Below are 22,530 nucleotides of genomic sequence, written 5' to 3'. Positions count from 1 at the left end.
CTTTAGCGCTATTATTACCAGTGGTAATAGCGCTAAAGCGCAACAACGTACCTAATATTAATTGTTTGTCAGACCGAAAATCGGGAAATTCAAAGAGTTTTAGCTTTTCTGACGCACCTCATTTTAGGAACTTTATTGATGCGAATCATTAGTTATTTTGATAGCTAGTGGGTTAACTTATAATTTAATTAAAGGTATGCTAAAACTATCAAGATAGAGGGACGAGAAATGTACAAGCTGTTAAAGAATGAGCAAACTAGCGGTGGATGGTTAAATAAAAGCGGAATTGTCCGTTTTTTAGAAACAATTCAAGATTTGTTAATCATTTCTCTTTGCATTGGCTTATTTACTTTGATGGCAATTCAGCTAAGAGCAATGTTTTTTGAATTGCTACCTCCGCTGAATTTTAAAGTAGTGACATCGGATATTCTCTTCTTGTTAATTTTGGTGGAATTGTTCCGACTTTTGATTATTTACTTACAGGAACAACGAGTGTCGATCGGAGTTGCAGTTGAAGTTTCTATTGTATCTGTATTAAGGGAAGTGTTGGTGCGGGGAGTGTTGGAAGCACATTGGACACAAATTTTATCGGCTTGTGCTTTCTTGATAGTTATGGCAGTGTTGTTAATAGTAAGAGCATGGCTACCACCAACATTTAGAGGAATCGATCCAGAAAAAATGATTTCTTTAAGACATAAAGGCAAGGAAACAGATGAATCTATAGCAACAGCAGAAAAGCAACAGCAAGATTATAAAATTGCTGCTAATTTCTTAGAAAAAAATGGTAATGTAGTGAGCGAACATCACTAGCATTTTTTATAGATTGTCGAATCTCGTTAGCAGTTAAATTTCCCAAAAACCCATCACCAAATACTCTAAAAGATCATGATCCAAGCAATTAAGAAAAGAGATGTGCAAGTTCTGCCGATCGGCTTAGATACAGTAGTAATGCGATCGCGCACTTGGGAGCGACTAAAGTTTGAGATTGAATACGCCCTACAACGGGGAACAACAGCTAATTCCTACTTAATTCAAGGCGAAAAAAACGTTTTAATTGACCCTCCGGGAGAATCTTTTACCGAAATTTTCTTAACAGCTTTACAGCGATATATTGACCCAAAAAGTATAGATTATGTAATTTTGGGTCATGTTAATCCCAATCGCGCCGCATCTTTAAAAGCTTTGTTAGAATTAGCACCACAAATTACTTTTGTTTGTTCTAATCCAGGTGCGATCGCTCTGAGAAGCGCTTTTGCTGAACAAGAATTAAACATTTTAGTAGTCAAGGGAGAAGAAGCATTAGACATTGGTAAAGGTCATCATTTAGAATTTATTGCTACACCTAGTCCTCGGTGGCCCGATCAACTTTGTACTTACGATCCGCAAACAAAAATCCTCTACACTGATAAACTTTTTGGGGCGCATATTTGCGGCGATCAGGTATTTGATGAAGGCTGGACTATTTTCCAAGAAGATCGACGTTATTATTTTGATTGTTTAATGGCTCCCCATGCACGTCAAGTGGAAACAGCCCTTGATAAATTAGCAGAATTTAACGTCAAATTCTATGCTACAGGTCATGGCCCTTTGGTGCTTTATAGCTTAACTGATTTAACCAAATCTTACCGAGAATGGTGTCAGCAACAGAAGAATCAAGAAGCAACAGTGGCGCTATTGTATGCTTCTGCTTATGGGAATACTGCTGCTTTGGCGCAGGCGATCGCACACGGCGTTACTAAATCTGGAGTCAGCGTTGAAACTATCAATTGTGAATTTTCTGAACCTACAGAAATTCAAGCCGCAATTGAAAAAGCTGATGGATTTATTATCGGTTCTCCCACATTAGGAGGTCATGCACCAACCCAAATTCAAACAGCTTTAGGAATAGTTTTATCCACAGCAGCAAAAACGAAATTAGCAGGTGTTTTTGGTTCCTTTGGTTGGAGTGGCGAAGCAATTGATTTGATCGAAGGTAAACTAAAAGACGCAGGTTATCGATTTGGATTTGAACCAATTCGCGTTAAATTTAAACCCGATGACAGCACATTACAATATTGCGAAGAAGCCGGAACCGACTTTGCTCAAGCTTTGAAAAAATCCAAAAAAGTTCGCCCATTACGTCAACCTGTAGGCGACTCTCAAGCAGCGAGAACTGAACAAGCTGTAGGAAGAATTATCGGTTCTTTGTGTGTAGTTACTACTAAAAAAGGCGACCTAAAAAGCGCCATGTTAGCTTCTTGGGTTTCCCAAGCAACTTTTAATCCACCAGGACTTACTGTTGCTGTCGCTAAAGATCGCGCCTTAGAAACAATGACTCACATTGGCGATAAATTTGTGTTGAATATTTTGGCAGAAGGGCGACAGTTACGGAAGCATTTCATGAAAAGTTTTGCTCCCGGAGAAGACCGTTTTGCTAATGTGGAAACTGAAGAATCAAAAAATGGTTGTCCCATTTTAACAGGCGCTTTAGCTTATCTAGAATGTACAGTACAAAACCGGATGGAATGCGGCGATCATTGGTTAGTTTATGCTACCGCAGATGAAGGAAAAGTGTTACAAGCTGATGGCGTTACTGCTGTTCATCACCGCAAGTCTGGTAGTTATTATTAATTAGTTGGTCATTGGTCATTAGTTATTTGTCATTTGTGGTTTTTGGTAAAAATGTGAAGTTCTGATTTTTAACCGCAGATGGAAGCAGATAAAAGCAGATAAACGCAGATGAAGATTTATTTTATCTAATGACTAATGACCAATTTTGCTATTAAACTGGAGTTAGATTAATCAGCTGAAACTATGGCTACTAAAGAACAACTAATTCACGAAATTGACCAGATGCCAGACTCTATGATCGAGCAAGTGCTTGAGTTTGTGCTATCTTTGAAAACTAAGCATTCTTCAGAATCAAATTCCAGTGATGTTTGGAATGCTTACCTAGCATCTAAGCGAGAAAGAGAAGAGGTTTACCGTCGTCTTGCCAACTCCTAATTTTCTCTCCTTTTCTGAAGTTGAGGAGATTCATACAGATATAATTGCTAGCTTTGGTGGTAGTTTCGGGATCAGAGATGAAGGTTTGTTAGAATCTGCATTAGCTCAACCACAAGCAACTTTTGGCGGCGAGTTTTTACATTCAACAATTTATGAGCAAGCTGGTGCTTATCTTTATCATATTTCAATGAATCATCCGTTTATTGATGGAAATAAGCGCACGGCTTTTGCGGTAATGGATACTTTTTTGCGGTTGAATAAGTATTATTTGAATTTAACAGATGAGCAAGCATATAATTTAGTTTTACAAGTAGTACAGGGTGAGATTAGCAAAGCAGAATTGATTAACTACTTACAACAATCAGTAATTTGCATTGATGACTAATTAATAATTAATCCCTATCTCACCCAATCGGATGACTCAAAAGCAGGAATTAAATCTAGTTAACTTGATAGTAAATTGGTTAATAAGGCGATTTCAGGAGTAAATAATGAAAGCTTGGAAAGTAGGACAAAAGTTAGTAAGCGATCGCAAAGGCACCGAAGCTTATATTGTGGAAATTAGCGAAACAACCGCAGGAATTTATGCCACCCTCTACAACCCTAAGCTCGGTTTTAGCCTCTGCTGCGATATAGAAATATTAGCTGAATCTGGTTGGAAACTCGCAACACAAAATTTATTTTAAAGCTAACTAACTGCTGATTAACGCTCACAAGAAACTACCATCAAATTCTTTTTTCTAAATATTGACCAATCATCAACTGTTCCCCAGCACGGGAAATAATTGATTGTCTGGTGCGGTAATTTTTTCCCACTAATTTTAACTCTTCTTCAAATACTGAATCGTTATATTCTGTTCGCAAACACAAAGTTTGCGGATTGGGGAAATAATACTTTGCTGTTACAGGTTTTGATGTGGCGAAACCGCGATCGCGATACAAAATATTTCCCCATGCACCAAACAAAGTTTCCCCTTTCGACTGCTTTTTCTCACTCACCGATTCCTTACTTTCCCAACTCACCTTTGCGCCACAACGGAGAATTATTTCATCACTTAAACCATGCAATTGCGCTAACTCTCGCAGTTCCTCCCTTCCCTGTTCCAGAAACTCAATTTTTAGGATACTCACCATCTCTTTAGTTTCCACCTGTGGCAAAGTGTAATAACGGCGCTCAGAATGCCAAGTCCCCTCCGACTCTTGGAAAAACGCGGCGATGAGATTTTCTGTTTGGGAAAGTTGTAGTAGTGTGGTCACAGAATTTTGTCCTAGTACAAAGTAATTGTCAGAATGCCGTTGATTGGCATTGCTTTACATTTCGTAACTTAACTTAATATAACGTAAAAATACTTACTCTTGGTCTACCCAGAGAATTAATGGGTGGCAGGGTAGGCATTAGCATTCGGGTCACAATTGATTACTGAAAACAAATTTGATGACCGAATCGCACAGCCCCTACTATTAAGTTACAATCTCTAAACCAAAAGTGTCTGACTCTAAAGAATGATTTTATTTTTGTTCAGAAAAATCAGTAAACTAACACAAACTTCCGAATCAAAGCATCTTTTTGGAGATGGTGCTCTGAGATGATTGATTTAATTAAGAGTTTCCAAGCTGCGACAGAAAACACTGAGGGAAAAGCGAGTGTTATGGCGATCGAGAATTTGCCTTGCTTAAATGCTATCAAACTATGACGTAATCGCAAGTAATGGCGAATCTTGTAAAAATCTGCATAATTATAAAAGCGATTTTCCCCAACCAAAATCGAAAGTTTCGTCCATACCCAAATGTTTTTATCCAATTGCTTTTGTAATAAAAACTGTTGATTGTAACGGGTAATAATTGCTATGAATAAAAGTTTCCAAGCCGGAAGATAAAAAACAGCAGGTAAAGCCAAACTCAAAACATCGGTAATACTACGCTGTTTAGCAGCAACTAAAGCCCAGTGTAATCTAAGATAATTACGAAAAGCGCGGATACTAGGAATATTTTGGCGATGCTTTTCATCAACTAAAGAGTAAATTTTTTCCTTGAGTTCAATATGAGTATCAAGTCGTTTTTGCCGGGAGAATTTTTTATTATAACTACCAGGCCAAACCGTGCGATAAGCTAAACATTGATTAATAAAAATAGCATCGCCAAACTGAGCAATTTTTACCCAAGAATCGATATCATCAAAATTAACATCTAACCGCGAATCCCAACCTCCTGATTTGAGGAAAGCATCACGAGTAAAAGCTACTTGAATCGGAGTACCAAAGGGAATTTGTTCGAGTAACATTCCGTAGTGAATGTCTTCTTGGGGGATGTAAAAAACTTTACCGGGGCCAGCTTTGCGGGTGCGGCTAAGTTCATTTTGGTTAACATCAACTTGTGCTGCTTGACAGGAGCAAATTACAGCTTGGGGACGCAGAGCGATCGCCTTTATAATCTCCTCAATACAATTATCTGCTAAATAATCATCATCATCTACAGGCTTAATCCAGTCTCCCGTAGCAGCTTGTACTCCCGCATTAATTGTTGCCGCATGACCCATATTATGTGAGTTGCGGTGATAAACTAAACGATCGTCTCCTTTAGCACGAAGTTCTTCCCGCAAATTACAGAGATATGCTTCTGTACCATCAGAGGAACAATCATCAGCTACCACTACTTCACAGGGTACACTTTGCGCCAAGGCTGAAGCTATTGAGCGTCTTAACAAAGACAAACGGTTGTAAGTGGTAATAACTATTGTGAATTTCATAGAGGTTTACCTGGTTAGCACCCTGCTGATTGGCTAATCTAGGGGGGGAGCAACTAATGCTTTGTTTGGCATTAGTATTACTGCTTATATTTTTCCCCGTCAACCCTCTAAGATTAGAAATCCCACAACAGTTAAAAAAGTAACGCTCAAAATATTAAGTTTTTTACCAATTTATTACTTTAATTACGTAATTCTTGAATCTCAAATACCTCTGGCGTAAAGTTTCCATGCAATCCGTAGGGAACGTGATGTTTTAAATGTAACCGAGCTACTGGTTTTTGATGCAAATTGCGAGCATCTAAAATCACTAAATCCGATCGATGATGTGCAGAATCATAAACTAACGTCATTATCCAGCCATCATCTTCATTGACGGCATCAGGAGCCGGAACAAACACAGGTTCACTGACAAAACCCTCTGGCGCAGCACTCCAAAGCTGTCTTTCCCCAGAAACTTGGTCAATTTTTAAAATTGCCTGAAGCGGTGCATTTCCTGACGCAGCATGAGCCGCACCAAGATATAAATAACGATGAGATCTGCCTACTTTTGCCGGATGCACCCAAGGAAACTCGCAACAGCGACTTTCTAACATTTGTCGCCGCACCGTTTGCTCATTCAAATTCACTACAAAGCGCCAAAGTTGTCCCGGAGAAAGCGCATCAAAATCTGTTTCTTGGTAATCAGAATTCGGATCGACGGTAGGGAGAGATTCATAGCAAACCGAGTCAATATAAATTTCGTTATCCTGCTCAAAAGCATTGGCATGATGGAAAACGAAACCCGACTTAGTTTCTAAAATCTTTACTTCCGAAATAGCAGTATTAGCATGACGGGGAATGATGATAATGCGTGTTGGTTCTTTGGGATTAAATTTGATCGATTGACCTGCACCTTGCCAACCAAATATAAAAGGCAAAGGATTAAAAGCTACAGGATTTTGAAAGAAAATACAGTAGTTTGGGGTAATGGCAAAATCGTGAATAAAGGCAAAACCAGGAACAGAATGAGCATGACGCTGGACAATTTTGCCAGATTCATCTAACTCGTAAATAGTAATAGTAGTAGAAAGTGCTGGTTTAATGGAGAAATTAACTAATCTAGGTTTGCCGTCATCCCATTCGCAACTGGGATCGATGCAAGGATGAGCAGCAAAAGCATCTCCTGGTTGTAAAATGCGATCAAAATATTCCATTCCCAAAGTCGCCAAATTATTTGGATTGAGGCGATGGGGTTCAGCTGCTTCCCAAAGTGCCAGGAGTTTTTTCCCCCAATAAATTACATTAGTATTGGCGATATTTTTTACTTTTAAATCAAAAGCATTAGCTAACCAACCCCCAGGTTTTTGAGTGCCAAAAACGCCACGATAGAGAATTTTTCCGGCTTTTTGTTCTTCGACAAAACCTTTAGTTCGGACAAAGCGATTTTGAAAGTAAGCTTTGCCGTTAGTAAAAGTAAAAGCACAAATCATCCCATCGCCATCAAAAGGATGATGTACTTTTTGTCCGTTAATATCTAATAAACCGGGGCCATTACGAAATAAAGTTCCTTGGAGATTAGGGGGAATTTCGCCTTCGATATCATCAATCCAGTAATTAAATTCTTGTTTCAGGGATTGATAGCCTTTTTGCCATTTTTGGCGATCGTAAGATTTGACCGGAACTGTAGATGCGTGTTCGTAAAGTTGGAAGTTTTGCATATTTTGGTAGTTGGTAGTACTGGAGAGTGCGTCAGACGATATAATTTTTAGATTGTAGAGACGTTGTATACAACGTCTCTACTTATTCAGCCGATTTCTCTGCTTCCATTAACAAAGAGTTAGGCACCAATTCTGACATCAAATCAGGTAAAAAAGGTTGTGTTATATGCCCAGAAGCAGTAGAATCAAGTTCCAAAGCAGGAACTGGTTGAATATATTGCTCAGAAACTTCTGCTTGGGGATCGCCTTTTGGCAACCAATTTATAAAAGGTAAAGGTAGAAGAGTGCTTAAGTTAGCAATTACTACCAATATCCAAAGAGATTGGAAATTATTTTCTGTAATTCCCAGCCAGTGCATTAACAAAGCGCCAAACTCATAAGAGAGTAAATGTGCTAAATTTGTCACTGACATGAGTAGTGCAAATAAGGTAGCTTCCACACCTGGAGGACAAAGCCTTGCTGCCAAAACTAACACTGGCATATAAGCAATTTGTCCCATAACTGTGAGAATTAAACTATCTCCCAAACTAAACCAATGGTCATCGATTCCCAAAGCGCGGTTTGTGTGAGTAACTAGTAACAGCATTGTCATTCCCAGCGCCGCAGACAGCACCGTTGTCCAAGCAAAAAAGCTGCGAAAAGGAACATTTTTAAAGAATCTTTGAAACAGCCAAACTCCTACCAAAGAAGCAACACTAGTTACTAAACGAACTCTGCCCAAAAACTCTGGTTGAAACCCCAATTCATTAGTAGTAAAGAAGAAAAAGGCGGCATCAGCGGTAGGGGTACATTGCCAGAGAAATAAAAATGCAGTGGGCAACCAAATTGCTTTTTGAGTAACAGCTTTTTTTAGTTGTTTAACTTGTTGCCAAAATGTGGAAAAATCGGGTTTTTCAATAATTGGTGACTCAGCAATTAACCAAGCCACGATCGACACAATGAGGGGAAAAGTGGCGGTAATAGCAAATACAGTGCGGGTGCTGAAATGTTGTAATAAAAAGCCGCTTAAGTAAGCGGTAATTAAACCTCCTAATGCGGTAGAGCCCCAAGAAAGAGATTGTAAAGATCCGGCATCACTAATTGATTCTCGTCTGGCTCTTTCTACGACTAAGGAATCTACAATTACGTCACTCATGGCAACAGAGAGGGAGGAGAGCGCGATCGCAATTGTCGCCCCCCAAGCACTATGCACCACCGTCGCCAAAGAAATCCAAGCCGCAGATCCCAAAAACCCAGAGAGAATTAAATAAGGTCGCCGTCGATAACCCAAAATTGGCAAACCATCCGAAATAAAGCCAAATAAAGGTTTAACTATCCAGGGTAAAGCCGCAATTCCCATAAAAGCCGACACTTGAGCCGGACTCAGTGCCAATTCATCTTTGAGGAAAAAGCTGACAGCTAGGCGTGCCAACCCTAAAACGCCCTGAACGAAGTACACCAATAAAATAGCGACTAACTCAGGTGTAAGTTCTTTACCAAATAAAGTTGTTTTTGTCAAGGAATCTTTGAGCTTAGACAAGCCAGAGGAGGAAACCACCATTGATAAAAAATCATTAAGAATTATGACATTTATAACATATATATTCTGGTGGCTGAAGTCTGTCAGTGGGGGGAAGGGTGGTTTTAGGTTGGTAATTTCCTAAAAATTGCGTAATTCCTGCTAATGTTAGAAGTTGAATGAGGTGTGAAAATGAGCTTTTTTTTAGAGTGTAGTAAGTAGGTGTAAATAAATAAAGTGATAATAGTTATATGAGGATGGGGTGGGCTCTCCTAGCCCGCCTCAGTTTTCACTTTATTTATAATTACCTACTTAGTTTGGAACTTCTGGAAACTATTAAAGAATAGGATTACTTTAATTGATCGCTACTATTCTCATGTCGCAATTCAGCCGGAGAAATATTTCTAGCTGTCTGGGTTAAGGAAACAGAAGTTTTCATGAATTACTCAGAAAAACTAAATATAAGTGGATGGTGCGTTACGCTACCGCTAACGCACCCTACAAATAAATTCCTTCGCGCTCTTCGCGTCTTCGCGGTTCAAAAAAAAATCTTATAACACCCCTTTAGAACTAGGAATACTTCCTAAACGACGGCGATCGAATTCCACAGCCATTCGCATTGCTCTAGCAAAAGCCTTAAAAGTTGCTTCAATAATATGATGAGAATTAATTCCGTCTAATTGACGAATATGTAACGTCATTTGGGAATGATTCACCAAGGCGACAAAAAATTCTCTAACTAACTGAGTATCGTAAGTTCCTACTCGCTGCGTCGGTATTTCCAAACCATAACTTAAATGAGGTCTTCCCGAAAAATCCAAAGCGACTTGAATTAAAGCTTCATCGAGAGGAGCGAGGAAATTACCGAAACGGACAATGCCTTTGCGATCGCCTAAAGCCTTCCCCAACGCCTGACCCAAAGTAATTCCTACATCCTCATTTGTGTGGTGATCGTCTATTTCCAAATCACCCGTTGCTTGCACGTCCAAATCTATCAACCCATGCGAAGAGATTTGGTGCATCATGTGATCTAAAAACGGAATTCCTGTCTTAGAAACACAGACACCTGTACCGTCCAAATTAATAGTTACTTGTACATCTGTTTCGCCCGTAGTCCGTCGGACAGTTGCGATACGTGCGGGGGTAATTTGCTCTGGATGTTCGTTAGAAAGAATTTGGCGATCGCTAATTTGCATAAACTAATTTCAAATCACTAAATAAACCTATCCCATTCCCATGATTTCATAACCAGCATCCACATACAAAATTTGACCTGTGATGCCGCTAGACAAATCACTGCATAGGAAAGCAGCTGCATTACCCACTTCTGTTTGGGTAACAGTTCGTCTCAAAGGTGCCACTTCCTCGACATGATGAATCATATCTAAAATTCCGCCAACTGCCGAAGAAGCTAAAGTGCGGATCGGACCTGCCGAAATCGCATTTACCCGAATATTTTGCGGGCCTAATTCAGCGGCTAAGTAACGAACATTCATTTCCAAAGCTGCTTTAGCGATCCCCATGACATTATAGTTAGGAATCACCTTTACACCGCCTAAATATGTTAGGGTAACGATGCTACCGCCTTCTGTCATCAAAGGTTTAGCTGCCCCACTCAACTGAATCAGCGAATAGGCACTGATTTCTAAAGCCAAGCTAAAGCCTTCTTTAGTGGTTTTGCTAAAATCCCCTGACAAATCATCTTTTTTGGCAAAAGCCAAACAATGAATCAGAATGTCCAGCTTACCCCATTTTTCGGCGATCGTCTCAAAAGTAGATTGGATTTGGGCTTCATTTTGGACATCACATGGTAAAAACAAACTGGGGTTGAGTGGTTCTACCAACTCAGCCACTTTTTTCTCCATGCGTCCCTTTTCATCAGGCAGGTAGGTGATGCCAAGGTTGGCTCCAGCTTCATGAAGCTGTTGGGCAATGCCCCAAGCAATCGATCGATTGTTGGCAATGCCAGTTACAAGTGCGTTTTTTCCGGTTAAATTCAGCATAGTGGTTCATTATATCTGAGAGTTGACCCGACAAACAGCGCCAAAATTCCCCCAATCTTACTAAAATTACAGATCATTTTGGATAAATGTATCTTAGAATACAGAAAATTCTGGTAATTACTTCAAATTTTGCCTTAGTTTCTTGGGTTGAACCACGAGAAATAAACTCGGTTTTGCGGCTGAGAAATTTCTGTGAAGATGAGGAGCTAAGATGCAATTATATAAGTAGCTATTATGTGTTATATTGCACAGGAATTTTATTGATCTCCGATGCGATTGGCAAACAAATTATGGATGTCTGGGAACACATAATAGTCAAAAAGACAAACATCTAATAAACTACATCTTGACCAAACAGCAAAAACTTATAAGCTAGATTTTGGGAAGTGGGATGGTAGGAGTTATTACTAAGGATAATTGTCAAGAATTAAACAAGTTTCTTGGGTGTCGGTGAGGGCAAAAAAACATGGTCGTTTTAGACGATAGACCGCTAGCATCTGTATTTCGGCAAATAGGAGGTGGTGCATTTCCACCAGTTGTAGAAACCTTTGAAAGGGGAAAGACTATTTTTTTCCCCGGAGATCCAGCCGAAAGGGTATATTTTCTTCTCAAAGGTGCGGTAAAACTTTCGCGAGTTTACGAAGCAGGAGAAGAAATTACAGTGGCGCTACTGCGAGAGAATAGTGTGTTTGGGGTATTATCTCTGATTACAGGGAACCGCTCAGATCGGTTTTATCATGCGGTCGCTTTTACACCAGCGGAATTACTTTCAGCACCAATCGATCAAGTAGAACAAGCACTGAAAGATAATCCTGAGTTAGCAATGTTAATGCTGCGAGGTTTGTCTTCGCGCATCCTACAAACAGAAATGATGATTGAAACCTTAGCTCATAGAGATATGGGATCAAGATTAGTCAGTTTTCTGTTAATTCTTTGCCGCGATTTTGGCGTTTCCGGTCAAGATGGGATTACTATAGATCTAAAGCTATCCCATCAGGCGATCGCGGAAGCCATCGGTTCCACTCGCGTAACGGTGACTCGTTTGCTAGGGGATCTCAGGCAGGAAAAAATGATCTCCATCCATAAGAAAAAGATTACTGTCCATAACCCAGTAGCGTTAAGCCAACAGTTTACCTAATTGCGGTTTGACAGAAATCAAAATTACTTCTCCCCTGATCGGGAAAAACTTAAATAGGTGTAAATTATTTACTCTATTTAAGTGAATAGCTTCAATATTTAGTAGGGTGTGAGATAGTCTGGATGTGGAGCTAATTTAGCTGAGTATGACCACCGGGTTAATCCTGATAGCAGCAGTTTTGGTGTTGGGAGGTGTGATCGCATCGGTGGGCGATCGCATTGGTACGAAAGTGGGCAAAGCTAGACTCAGCTTGTTCAATTTACGACCCAAGAACACAGCGGTGTTGATCACCCTCCTGACAGGTAGTTTAATTTCAGGTTCCACACTGGCAATTTTATTCGCCGCCAGTGACCAATTACGTACAGGTGTTTTTAAATTAGGGACAATTCAAAGAAATCTCAAAAACGCCCGTCAAGAGGTAGAAAGAACCAAAGGAGAAAAACTGCTTTTAGAAGCAGAGAAATTTCAAGTAGAAAGGGAAAAAAGTCAAGTAGAAAATGAGTTAGCGCAAGCTAAAGCACAACAAGCAGCAGCACAGAAACGCTTGGATGACACAAATCAAGCGTTGCAGATGGCGTTGGCAAAACTTTCGGAAGCAGTTGCCAAACAAGCTGGTACACAAGCACAATTAAATCGCACTCAAGGGCAATTGAGCGAAACTCAAGGGCAATTGAGTCAAACTCAGGAACAGTTAAAAGTAGTTTCTCAGCAAACGGAAAACTTGCGCCAAGAAATTAGCCGCTTGCAGTCAGAAAGAAAAGAGTTGATCGGGCAAAGAGATCAAGTTCAGCAGCAAATTACTGAACTAAAAGCGCAATTGGATCAAAGAGATGAAAAAATTGCCGCACGCGATCGCACAATTAGGTTACAAGACCAACAAATTGCGGTTCGTGATACTGCCATAAGTGAGCGCGATCAAAGAATTAGGACACAGGATCAACGGATTTATCAAAGAGAACAAGAAATAGGGATTCGCGATCAAAAAATGCGAATTCAAGACGAAATAATCGCTAAACAAGAAAGCCGTTTGAAAGCTTTAGAAGCTAAACTTAACCAAAGCGAACAACTAATTGCGGAACGGGAAAAATTAATCACAGAAAAAGAGAAACAACTTAACCAAAGAGGTAAAGAATTAAACCTCCTGCAACAGGAAGTTGCCACATTAGAGCAGTATTATCAGGATTATCAAGAATTACGCCAAGGCAATGTCAGATTGCTGCGAGGTCAAGTACTGGCATCAGGTGTATTTCGGATTGTTGAGCCCACAGCTGCTCGTGCAGTGGTAGATCAATTATTATCCCAAGCTAATCGCTCGGCAATCCAACGCACTAAACCTGAAGAAAATAACAATAAAGAACAGGTAATTGTAATTAGAGAAACAGAAGTCGAGCAATTAATTAACAAAATAAATGATGGCAATGATTATGTAGTTCGGATTATTTCAGCTGGTAATTATGTCCTGGGAGAATCGCCCGTGCAGGTATTTGCTGATGTCACTCCTAATCGCGTAATTTTCCAAGCAGGAGAAGTATTAGCAGTAACTTCTGCCGATCCCACAAAGATGACAGAAGAACAATTGCGTCAGCGAATTGAGTTACTCATAGCAGCTTCTCAGTATCGCGCCCGACGTGCGGGAATTGTCGCTAATACAATGCAAATAGGAGACGATCGCATCGAAACATTAACCCGCTTTTTAGAGCAATTAAAACAATTTAAAGAACCCTTAGATGTACAGGTAGTAGCATCAGATACTACCTATACTGCTGGGCCAGTGAAAATGGATTTAGTCGCCATTCAAGGCGGACAAGTAATTTTTAGGACATCTTCAACGGGGTAAGGGAGCTCTCGGAGCTCTCGGAGCTCTCGGAGAATTAAAGAATTTTCAGCTTGATCTGTAGAGGTTAATCTAAAATCTAAATTTACAATCTAAAATTGAGATGATGTTTTCTCCTGATAGTCCTAATCCTGAATCTAGTGCATCACCCAAACAGCCTGTAATTTTGGGTTTCGATCCAGGGCGGCAAAAATGCGGTTTAGCGGTAATGGCAGTCGATCGCAAACTACATTACCACGAAGTTATTGCGGCAGAAAAAGCGATCGCCACCATTCAAGAATTAAGACAAATTTATCCGGTTTCTGTGTTAGTCATGGGAGATCAAACTACCGCTAAAACTTGGAAAAAACAACTCGATCGAGAACTGCCAGAGCCTTTGCGAATTATTTTGGTTGATGAACGATATAGTACTTTAGAGGCACGCGATCGCTATTGGCAAATGTACCCACCTCAAGGACTTTACAAATTAATTCCCCAAGGAATGCGACCTTTACCCCGTCCGGTAGATGATATTGTCGCCATTCTACTCATCGAAAGATATTTAGGACGTTTAGTCAGTTGTTAAGTTCTAAAACTTAGCCCGGATCTTGAAAGCATAATCTCCACCTGGCTCTAGTTGATAATCGGACTGTTCTAAAAATCTGCCCAAAGGCTCGATAATTAAAGCACGCCCCAGAGTAGGTTGAACAGACAACTTACCCTGTTTAAAACACCATTGGAAGTGCCACTCATAATCTTCGGCTCTCACTTCCCCGGCAATTTTACCCTGTAGCCAACACAGTTCGGTAATGCGGACAAAGGCGGTGGTTTCTGGTAGAGGTTTTGCGCTCACGATTTCAGGACAATCTACTTTAACTCTCTTTTCTCATACTAAACTGATGGCAATTTGAGTCAATCTCATTAGGATCGAAATATATACCCACCATAACCCTATAATCCACCGGAGGATACACTTTGACTACTTTTTCTGGGTCACAAAAGAGTTTACAAGACAATTCCGCAAATTCTCCAGACCTGGAAAGGGAACTGGACAATGCTATTTTTAGCTTTACCGATATTCAAGAAGAACTAAATTATAAACAGGCGCAAACTGCCTTAAGAGAGATTGTTGCTAAATTAGACCTTTCACCCCAAGAACAAGCCGGACTAGAACCAGCAATTAATGATTTACAAAATATGCTGGATAAGTTGGAACATTCAGTAGTGCAAATTGCTGTGTTTGGCATGGTAGGGCGGGGTAAATCTTCTTTACTCAACGCTTTATTAGGGGAAAAAGTGTTTGAAACTGGCCCTTTGCATGGCGTAACTCGCAGCAGTCAAAAGGCGAATTGGTACTATTCTCAAGAAGCTGTAGGTGATGGTAATTCTCAGGTTTTAAGAGTTGCTTTACCTGGAAAAGGTAATTCCCAAGTAGAGTTAATTGATACTCCGGGATTAGATGAAGTAGATGGGGAAACTCGTGCAGCTTTGGCGCGAGATGTGGCAAAACAGGCAGATTTAATTTTATTTTTAATTGCTGGCGATATGACGAAAGTGGAACATAGTGCGCTTTCGGAATTACGATCGGCTGGTAAACCGATTTTATTAGTATTTAACAAGATAGACCAATATCCTGAAGTCGATCGCATGGCAATTTATCAGAAAATTCGTGACGATCGCGTGCGAGAATTACTCTCACCTGATGAAATTGTTATGGCTGCGGCTTCTCCCTTACTAGCCCAAGCAGTACGCCGCCAAGATGGTAGTTTAGGCGTACAAATGAAGCTGGGAGAACCCCAAATTGAGGAATTAAAATTAAAGATTTTAGAGATTTTACATCGAGAAGGTAAGTCTTTAATTGCTCTTAATTCGATGTTGTTTGCTGATGAAGTAAATGATAAAGTGCTAGAGCGAAAAATGGCAATTCGAGAAAGCAGCGCCAATCGAATTATTTGGAATGCTTCGGTGACAAAAGCATTGGCGATCGCACTTAACCCACTCACAGTAATAGACTTATTTAGTGGTGCCATTATTGATGTCGCTTTGATTTTAACTTTGTCTAAACTTTACGGAATTCAAATGACTCAACAAGGGGCTGTATCTTTATTAAAAAGAATTGCTCTTTGTATGGGTGGTTTAAGTGCTAGTGAATTAGTCGCAAATTTAGGTTTAAGTTCTTTAAAAGGTTTGTTAGGATTAAGCGCACCCGCAACCGGAGGTTTATCTTTAGGTGCTTATTTCTCGGTTGCATTAACTCAAGCAAGCGTAGCTGGTGTTTCTTCCTATGGAATTGGACAAGTTACTAAAGCTTATTTAGCAAATGGTGCTTCTTGGGGCGCAGCAGGGCCAAAAGCTGTGGTCGATCAAATTTTATCTTCTTTAGATGAAGATTCGATTTTGAATCGCTTAAAAGATGAATTGCGGGCGAAATTATATACCAGAATATCAAACGACTGAAGTCGATACAACAGACCAGGTTCGTTGTAAACACTTTAGTGTTTTTCTTTGGGATAGGTACGACTGAAGTCGATACAACGGACTGAATTTTAATTCAATATAAATCATAAAAATAGGTGCTTTTTCACTTTGGAAAGCACCCTAAGTTAAGTATTGAAATTGTTGAATTGGTTAACTAGATTCGAGGTGGTTCATTCTTTTTGCGTTTAAAGGATTCTAACCAATCTCGAACTTGTTCGCCAGCAACATCGCGACTACCTAATCCAAAGGCTATTGCTGTGGCTACTGCGATCGCACCAAGCAATAAACCAAAGGCTAAATTAACGATATCCGCAGCAATGCCCATTTGTTGTAAAGCCATTGCTGAAACTAAGATAATAATCGCAATTCGCGCCGCATTTCCCAAGATAACTGCTTGTTGATTTCCCGAACTGGTAATCAGATTGAAAGCGAGATTTGCTAGATACAAACCGATCGCAAATATCACTAACCCAACTAAAATCTGCCCAGCTATAGCGACAATTCCCGAAACAATTGCGGTGAGGGCTGCAAAATTGAGAACTTCTACAGCTGCGACTGTAGCTATCAGCATGATCCCCACTAACACAATAATTCCGACAATTTCCGAAGGAGTTCTGGAAACAGTTTTTTGTTCAACTGTTTCTGGTGTCGGACTATCAGCAGAAGTTTCTGAGGGAGAGACAATAATTCTACTACGAGTTGCTCTGGGTGTGGGTAAACCAATCCAGTTGAAAACGTTGTTGAAGCCAATACTTGTTAAGATACTGGTGACAACATCCGCTAAAAACTTACCGATCGCATAAGCTACCGCTAAGATAATGAAAGCTGTGAAAATTCTCGGAATTGCACTGAGAATTTCATTCAGCATGGCGATCGCTGGAATCGAAATCGCACTAATTCTCAGAGCATTTAGGGCTGCTATTGCTACCGGAATTAAAATCAGTACATAAACAACTGTACCAATAATCCAAGATAGAGATTGCCCAGTTGTCGAAGGATTAATCCCGAAACGAGTACCTAATCTATCCGTTCCCGCAGCTACTAACAAATTAGTAACTATTCGCCGCACAACTTGAGCAACTAACCAACCCGCTGCACCAATCAAAATCGCCGCAAATATATTCGGCAATATTGACAGAATATCATTCAGTAATCGTTGTACTGGTTGTAAAGTTCCCGCTAATTCTAATGTACTTAAAATCGAGGGCAGAAACAGCAAAAAGATAAACCAATACAGTGTATTACCAATGGTTTCACTGACAGAAAATTGGTTGTTTGTTTCGTTAACTTCTTGGTTAAGACGCTCATCTAGTCTCACCGCTTGTAATGAGCGTGTTACTACCAATTTAACTACTGTTGCTATTACCCAAGCAATAGCTAAAAGAATAGCTGCTCCTGCTAATTTTGGCAGGAAAGTAAAGACTTGATTGAGTAAATTATTCAGCGGTTCATAAACCGCTGTCAACTGAAGTGCTTGTAAAAAAGCGACTAGGGCAAAGATGAAAATGATCCAAAATACTATGTCGGAAATCCACTTTTCTACAGGTAGACTTTCCGCATCAGGTCGCCCTGTCACCCAAGCTGTAATCCTATTATCAATGCTAGTGCGATTTAGCAGTTTCTTGACTGCCCAAGCGATGATTACCGCTAATAACCAGCCTAAAACTAAGATGACGATCGCACCTAACAAATTCGGTAAAAACTGACCAATGTTGCTAGTGGTTCGCTGGACAACATCCACCGTGTCATTTACTGGGTTAGTTGTCCTTGTAACCTGCGCCACAATTTGATTAGGAGGAGTCGGCACACTCACAACTAAATGTGCTGTACTTTGCCAAATGTTATTCATAGTTTTTCTGATTTATTGTCAGAATTGTTGGTTAACATACCATAAAATTGTCTTTGCCAAGCATAAATTCACGATTTTTACTTGTCATCTACCTTTATGAGTAAATACCCTAGCAGAGAATTTACTCGGACGATCGGTAAATTATTTAACCAATTAACAAATCTTTAGAAGAGCTTATTTCAGAAATTACGTAAAATCAACCTCTTGCCCCGGTATTTTTAATTACCATTGCGGAAAAGTTAAATATTAATTAAGATTAAAGCTCTAAAAATGATCCCACTCATTCTGCTTTCTCGGTATTGATCCCAAAGTGCAAAACTTGATTAATAATTACTGTGGAGGATAATTGAGAAATATGATAGAGTAAATGAGAATATTTACTCAAACCGATCTGGGAATAAATTTCCCCTGAACTTGCAACAGAAAGGACTTTAATTAAAAGTGACAACAGATAGGCAAGTTTTTGAACAATCAATTCAAATCAAAGCTAGTGCTACAGTAGTAGAACGCTGTATTACCGATCGCACTTTAATGCACCGCTGGTTAAATCCAGCTTTGCGTTGCGATCCTGTAGGTGATTGGAACACAGAAATTGGTAGTCGCAGTCGATTTGTAATTCAAATTCCCCTGTTAGAACCTACATTAAACAGTACAGTAGTGGAAAGAGAACCCGGTTTAATTGTATGGGAATTTACAGGTTTTTTCCAAGGTCGCGATCGCTGGGAATGCCAACCTATAGACGATGGTACACTATTAGTTAATCGCTTTGAATTTACAGTAGCTAACCCTCTAATTCGTTGGGGATTTAATACTTTCGCTGCGGCTTGGACAAAGGAAGATATGCAAGCACAATTACGCAGATTAAAAATAGTTGCTCAAGAACAAGCTCAAAGTTTTAAGTAGTTAATAAATTATTATAAATTTTCTCGAATTTGGGCTACTAATTGCCTAATAAAACTAGAATCTTCGGCGTTAGGAACCTGCATCAAATAACTTTCTAAATCTTGACAAGCCGATGCTAATTCGCCAATTTGGTAGTAAAGCAAACCGCGATCGCGCAGTTCTGTCGGAGTCCCAGGAAATAACAATAAAATTCGTTCAATACTCGCTAAAGCCTTCTGCCATTCCCCCCGATTAAGATAAATCATTTTCAGATTCATCAGCATTCGTGACAAAAAGCGACGGGGAGTTACAGGTTCTAATAAAGTTGGCGAAATTGTTACAGGTTGCTGATAAATTTGACTCAATCTTTGTTCGCAATCTTGCTCAAATAAAATCTCCCCTTGATTAAAAGCATCCACATAAATTCCCACATCTGGAAAATCTGGACGAATTAAAAAATGACCCGGCATTCCGATTCCTACCATCGGAAAATCTATACGTTGAGCAATTTCTAAATAAACCAAAGAAAGAGTAATCGGAATCCCAGTTTTCCGTTCCAGTACTTGATTTAAATAACTGTTACGGGGATCATAATAATCATCATTATTACCAGTAAAACCCAAATCATCGTAAAGATAATTATTGATACATTGGATAACTCGTAAAGGATAGGGTTCACTGGGTAAACGTTCCTCAATCTCCTCCGCCATTGTATCTAAAGCATTGAGAAATTCCTCTGGATCGAGGTCGGGATATTCTTCCTGAGCAATATACAAAGCTGCTTTTGCCAGATTAATGTTTTTCTCAGGCTGATGAATCTCTCTGTAGAAATATTGCCGCGCCAGAGGAAAGTTCATTTAGTGAAAACCTAGTACTTCAGAAATTGCCTTGACGATATCAAGATAAATGTTACCTTGTAACTGACGAAATAGCTCAAATTTTGTGTTTGGTGAGCCAAAAATTGGTCTAAGTGTCCATCCTAGCTGGCTACCAACAAACCCATAGAGGACTAACCAAAATTGTAACAGTCGAGTACGGGTTGGTTGACCTTCCGTGTCAGGATCGGAAATTAGCTGCATTCCTTGATAAAGGAAGTGTACACCAATTACGCCTGTAAAGATGAAAATAGCAACATTTAGTAATTTAAAAAATTGGTAATTGTTAGTAGTGATCAGGAAAAACAAAGTCACTGGTGCAAAAGCAATTAACAGCGCACTAATCACCGATGCAGCCGTTAATACAACGAGAAAATGCTGGGCTAGGCTACGACTAGAACCGAAGAAGATATTAAAAATGTAGAGAGTAGGTAAACAAATCAAAAGAGTGAGCAAATAAAGAATTGGTAATTTAACAGCAGCAGATAATCCTTGAATTGGGCTATGAGATAGACCAATGATTGCTCCATAAATAGCAAAAAATATGGAACTACAAACCAGCAAGGCAATAATTTTATGATTGATTTTAGTGCCTTGACGAATTTCTTCTAAAAAGGTTTTGCGATCGCGTAACAGCCCAATCAACACCCCAAAATAATTACCCATTTTAAAAGAACCCTGCATTTTTCCTTCTCCCGGAACCATATTTACTTTCTCCATAGCTACATCACAACTTTCAACTTTTCCAGAATCCTAAAAGTACGTTGTTGCGCTTTAGCGCTGAAGCGCAACAACGTACTTTTTCTTATCCAACTTGAGACATTGCTTGTTGCACACCGCGAATTTGGCGTAAAGTTTCTTGAACAGCTTCTTGATCGCCAACTTCCCGGAACAAAGACAAAGCTTGTTGATAGGAATCCATCGCTTTTTGTTGGCGGTTAAGATAACTGTAAGTTAAACCAATCATATAATAAGTAACAGCTTTAGTCCTTGGCTGATTCAGAGATTCTTCAATTTTTCAAGCTGTTTGGAAACTGTTTAATGCTTGTTCATATCCTTCTTGTCCCAGGTAAGCCATACCTAAATTGCAAAGAACAATAGCTTCACTGCGAGGAGTTTTTAATTGGCGAAAAAGTGCCAAAGATTGTTGATGGTAATCAATTGCTTGGGCATATTTGTTTTGTCTTCTATAAACAACACCTAAATAATCTAAGTATGCAGCTTCATTAAAGCGATCGTTCAAATTCCGGCTAATTACCAAATACCCAGAATCAGTTGTAGAAAGATTTTTTGCTTGTCTACTCCTCTATATGTCTGGGTGAAAACGACCTATGCAGTTAGGTAGGAAAAATTTTTTTAGTAACTCAAGTTGCTAATTACAAGTCTGGCTCTTTCTTCGCCCCCCTAAGAGATCCCCCTGGAGCCCCCCTTACAAAGGGGGGAACCAGCCCAAGAAGAGCTATTAACATCACGGGGGAACTCCGAAAGAATTAATAACTAGCAACTTGCGTTAGTAGTTGAACAAGTTAAAGGTTATATTTCAGATTCAGCAGATTGACTAGTCTGAGCTAAATATATTCCAAATAAAACCACAGCAAACGTCATCCATCCAAACAAACTTACCTGTTCAGAAAAAATGAACCAAGCAAATATGGAAGCTAGAACTGGTTCAAGGAGAAGGGTAACAGCGACAACTCCTGATGATAACTTGCTGAGGCTATAAGCCAACAATCCTTGACCCAAAACTTGGCAAAACAGGGCTTGGAAAATAATGAAAAACCATCCCATTCCAGAATAGGGTAATAATCTATCTTCGGTGAGTGGCAAAATAGGCAAGATAAAAAGTGTTGTGATTCCGCAGCGACATAGCATAATGTTTGCGGTAGTAAATCGGTTTCGCAGTCTTTCTACCAGCATCAAATAGGTAGCGATAAATATGGCAGTAAGAAGTGCTAATCCATCACCAAATATTTGGTCACTGCCCAATTGTACCTTATTGAATTCAAAGGCGATCGCACCCACCAGCGCTATAGCCATACCCATAAAAAATTTCTGATCGAAACGCCGACCCAATAAAAAATACCCCAACAAACCGACAAATAAGGGATTTAAATTAGAAAGTAAAGCCACATTAGCAATGCTAGTTTTAGTCACCGACCAAACCCACAAGAGAAAGTAGGTAGCCCCCGTAGTTCCCATTACCAGCAATAGCCCCCATTCCCATTTGGTAAAAGGCTTTTTTTCTAAAGATCGATCGTCTGAATTTGGCTTTTGGAAAGTTTCGATCGCACTTAGCAAAGCAAAGATGATTGTCCCGATCCAATTGCGATGAAATGCTACGGCATTTGCACCAATTTCCTGTTCGCATAATTTCACCAAGCTTGGTGCTAAAGATATCGGAATTAGAGCGAAAAATAATGATGCAGTCCCGATAAAAATGGCTGCTTTAGACCAGGAGTGTTCTAGTGATTGTAGTTTGACATTCATACTCTTGTTAGTGGTCAATATTCTGGCTGATACATGAATTTATAAGTGCCAACTTATGTCCTAATATTTAATTATCTCT

General features: G+C 39.7%; 23 protein-coding genes. 10 read left to right on the top strand and 13 right to left on the bottom strand.

Annotation, left to right across the window (positions count from 1 at the left end):
• Positions 1 to 228 precede the first annotated feature (228 nt).
• The 5 genes from ACE1CC_RS30245 (at position 229) to ACE1CC_RS30225 (ending at position 3,671) form a co-directional block, all read left to right on the top strand.
• Positions 229 to 810: a phosphate-starvation-inducible PsiE family protein gene (locus ACE1CC_RS30245; protein ID WP_413274140.1), complete on the top strand. Its 582-nt coding sequence runs from the start codon at positions 229 to 231 to the stop codon at positions 808 to 810.
• A 75-nt stretch (positions 811 to 885) separates the two neighbouring features.
• A complete protein-coding gene (locus ACE1CC_RS30240; protein ID WP_413274139.1) occupies positions 886 to 2,610 on the top strand; it encodes a diflavin flavoprotein in 1,725 nt (574 codons plus the stop codon).
• 183 nt (positions 2,611 to 2,793) lie between these two features.
• The gene (locus ACE1CC_RS30235) at positions 2,794 to 2,985 is read left to right on the top strand and encodes a DUF2281 domain-containing protein (RefSeq protein WP_413274138.1); all 192 of its coding nucleotides are present in this window, start codon (positions 2,794 to 2,796) and stop codon (positions 2,983 to 2,985) included.
• Positions 2,972 to 3,370 carry a type II toxin-antitoxin system death-on-curing family toxin gene (locus tag ACE1CC_RS30230; RefSeq protein WP_413274137.1) on the top strand — a complete coding sequence of 133 codons (399 nt, stop codon included), beginning with the start codon at positions 2,972 to 2,974 and terminating at the stop codon, positions 3,368 to 3,370. The genes ACE1CC_RS30235 and ACE1CC_RS30230 overlap by 14 nt, the downstream gene beginning before the upstream one ends.
• 106 nt (positions 3,371 to 3,476) lie before the next feature.
• Positions 3,477 to 3,671 (top strand): hypothetical protein, encoded by a 195-nt coding sequence (locus ACE1CC_RS30225; RefSeq protein ID WP_413274136.1) that lies wholly within the window; start codon positions 3,477 to 3,479, stop codon positions 3,669 to 3,671.
• Positions 3,672 to 3,711: 40 nt separating this feature from the next.
• Here ACE1CC_RS30225 and ACE1CC_RS30220 read toward each other — a convergent pair whose 3' ends face one another.
• From ACE1CC_RS30220 to fabI, 6 genes are all read right to left on the bottom strand, one after another.
• The gene (locus ACE1CC_RS30220; protein ID WP_413274135.1) at positions 3,712 to 4,242 is read right to left on the bottom strand and encodes a phycobiliprotein lyase; all 531 of its coding nucleotides are present in this window, start codon (positions 4,240 to 4,242) and stop codon (positions 3,712 to 3,714) included.
• Positions 4,243 to 4,513: 271 nt separating this feature from the next.
• Positions 4,514 to 5,731: a glycosyltransferase family 2 protein gene (locus tag ACE1CC_RS30215; protein ID WP_413274134.1), complete on the bottom strand. Its 1,218-nt coding sequence runs from the start codon at positions 5,729 to 5,731 to the stop codon at positions 4,514 to 4,516.
• Between the two features lie 179 nt (positions 5,732 to 5,910).
• Positions 5,911 to 7,428 carry a carotenoid oxygenase family protein gene (locus ACE1CC_RS30210; RefSeq protein ID WP_413274133.1) on the bottom strand — a complete coding sequence of 506 codons (1,518 nt, stop codon included), beginning with the start codon at positions 7,426 to 7,428 and terminating at the stop codon, positions 5,911 to 5,913.
• Positions 7,429 to 7,510: 82 nt separating this feature from the next.
• A complete protein-coding gene (locus ACE1CC_RS30205) occupies positions 7,511 to 8,968 on the bottom strand; it encodes a folate/biopterin family MFS transporter (protein WP_413274132.1) in 1,458 nt (485 codons plus the stop codon).
• A gap of 509 nt (positions 8,969 to 9,477) precedes the next feature.
• Positions 9,478 to 10,122, bottom strand: a complete 645-nt coding sequence (gene hisB / locus ACE1CC_RS30200; protein ID WP_413274131.1) for an imidazoleglycerol-phosphate dehydratase HisB — start codon at positions 10,120 to 10,122, stop codon at positions 9,478 to 9,480.
• Between the two features lie 27 nt (positions 10,123 to 10,149).
• Positions 10,150 to 10,929 carry an enoyl-ACP reductase FabI gene (gene fabI, locus ACE1CC_RS30195; protein WP_413274130.1) on the bottom strand — a complete coding sequence of 260 codons (780 nt, stop codon included), beginning with the start codon at positions 10,927 to 10,929 and terminating at the stop codon, positions 10,150 to 10,152.
• Between the two features lie 466 nt (positions 10,930 to 11,395).
• On the opposite strand from fabI, the gene ntcA reads away from it, so the two are divergent.
• From ntcA to ACE1CC_RS30180, 3 genes are all read left to right on the top strand, one after another.
• Positions 11,396 to 12,067 (top strand): global nitrogen regulator NtcA, encoded by a 672-nt coding sequence (gene ntcA, locus ACE1CC_RS30190; RefSeq protein ID WP_193980593.1) that lies wholly within the window; start codon positions 11,396 to 11,398, stop codon positions 12,065 to 12,067.
• Positions 12,068 to 12,212: 145 nt separating this feature from the next.
• Complete coding sequence (locus tag ACE1CC_RS30185; RefSeq protein ID WP_413274129.1) at positions 12,213 to 13,904, top strand: DUF3084 domain-containing protein; 1,692 nt, start codon at positions 12,213 to 12,215, stop codon at positions 13,902 to 13,904.
• Between the two features lie 100 nt (positions 13,905 to 14,004).
• Entirely contained in the window at positions 14,005 to 14,466 is a 462-nt protein-coding gene (locus ACE1CC_RS30180; RefSeq protein ID WP_413274128.1) for a pre-16S rRNA-processing nuclease YqgF, read from the top strand.
• Between the two features lie 3 nt (positions 14,467 to 14,469).
• Here ACE1CC_RS30180 and ACE1CC_RS30175 read toward each other — a convergent pair whose 3' ends face one another.
• The gene (locus tag ACE1CC_RS30175) at positions 14,470 to 14,733 is read right to left on the bottom strand and encodes a DUF3146 family protein (RefSeq protein WP_413261582.1); all 264 of its coding nucleotides are present in this window, start codon (positions 14,731 to 14,733) and stop codon (positions 14,470 to 14,472) included.
• A gap of 122 nt (positions 14,734 to 14,855) precedes the next feature.
• Here ACE1CC_RS30175 and ACE1CC_RS30170 point away from each other — a divergent pair, with 122 nt between their 5' ends.
• The gene (locus tag ACE1CC_RS30170; protein WP_413274127.1) at positions 14,856 to 16,337 is read left to right on the top strand and encodes a GTP-binding protein; all 1,482 of its coding nucleotides are present in this window, start codon (positions 14,856 to 14,858) and stop codon (positions 16,335 to 16,337) included.
• A gap of 175 nt (positions 16,338 to 16,512) precedes the next feature.
• Here the strand turns inward: ACE1CC_RS30170 and ACE1CC_RS30165 are convergent, their stop codons facing one another.
• Positions 16,513 to 18,207 carry a mechanosensitive ion channel gene (locus ACE1CC_RS30165; protein ID WP_413274126.1) on the bottom strand — a complete coding sequence of 565 codons (1,695 nt, stop codon included), beginning with the start codon at positions 18,205 to 18,207 and terminating at the stop codon, positions 16,513 to 16,515.
• 441 nt (positions 18,208 to 18,648) lie between these two features.
• Between ACE1CC_RS30165 and ACE1CC_RS30160 the strand changes: the two genes are divergently transcribed.
• Positions 18,649 to 19,110 (top strand): SRPBCC family protein, encoded by a 462-nt coding sequence (locus ACE1CC_RS30160; protein WP_413274125.1) that lies wholly within the window; start codon positions 18,649 to 18,651, stop codon positions 19,108 to 19,110.
• A gap of 11 nt (positions 19,111 to 19,121) precedes the next feature.
• Here the strand turns inward: ACE1CC_RS30160 and ACE1CC_RS30155 are convergent, their stop codons facing one another.
• From ACE1CC_RS30155 to ACE1CC_RS30135, 5 genes are all read right to left on the bottom strand, one after another.
• Complete coding sequence (locus ACE1CC_RS30155) at positions 19,122 to 19,946, bottom strand: SirB1 family protein (protein WP_413274124.1); 825 nt, start codon at positions 19,944 to 19,946, stop codon at positions 19,122 to 19,124.
• Positions 19,947 to 20,648: an actin-binding WH2 domain-containing protein gene (locus ACE1CC_RS30150; protein ID WP_459563940.1), complete on the bottom strand. Its 702-nt coding sequence runs from the start codon at positions 20,646 to 20,648 to the stop codon at positions 19,947 to 19,949.
• Positions 20,649 to 20,769: 121 nt separating this feature from the next.
• Positions 20,770 to 20,931, bottom strand: coding sequence for a tetratricopeptide repeat protein (locus tag ACE1CC_RS30145; RefSeq protein WP_413274122.1), 162 nt, complete (start codon positions 20,929 to 20,931; stop codon positions 20,770 to 20,772).
• Positions 20,932 to 20,982: 51 nt separating this feature from the next.
• Positions 20,983 to 21,225: a tetratricopeptide repeat protein gene (locus ACE1CC_RS30140; protein WP_413274121.1), complete on the bottom strand. Its 243-nt coding sequence runs from the start codon at positions 21,223 to 21,225 to the stop codon at positions 20,983 to 20,985.
• A 272-nt stretch (positions 21,226 to 21,497) separates the two neighbouring features.
• Positions 21,498 to 22,451 (bottom strand): DMT family transporter, encoded by a 954-nt coding sequence (locus tag ACE1CC_RS30135; RefSeq protein WP_413274120.1) that lies wholly within the window; start codon positions 22,449 to 22,451, stop codon positions 21,498 to 21,500.
• Positions 22,452 to 22,530: the final 79 nt, after the last annotated feature.

The sequence above is a fragment of the Floridaenema aerugineum BLCC-F46 genome (assembly GCF_041929345.1).
In the GTDB taxonomy this organism is placed as follows: domain Bacteria; phylum Cyanobacteriota; class Cyanobacteriia; order Cyanobacteriales; family Aerosakkonemataceae; genus Floridanema; species Floridanema aerugineum.
This window is presented reverse-complemented; position numbering and strand designations above follow the sequence as displayed.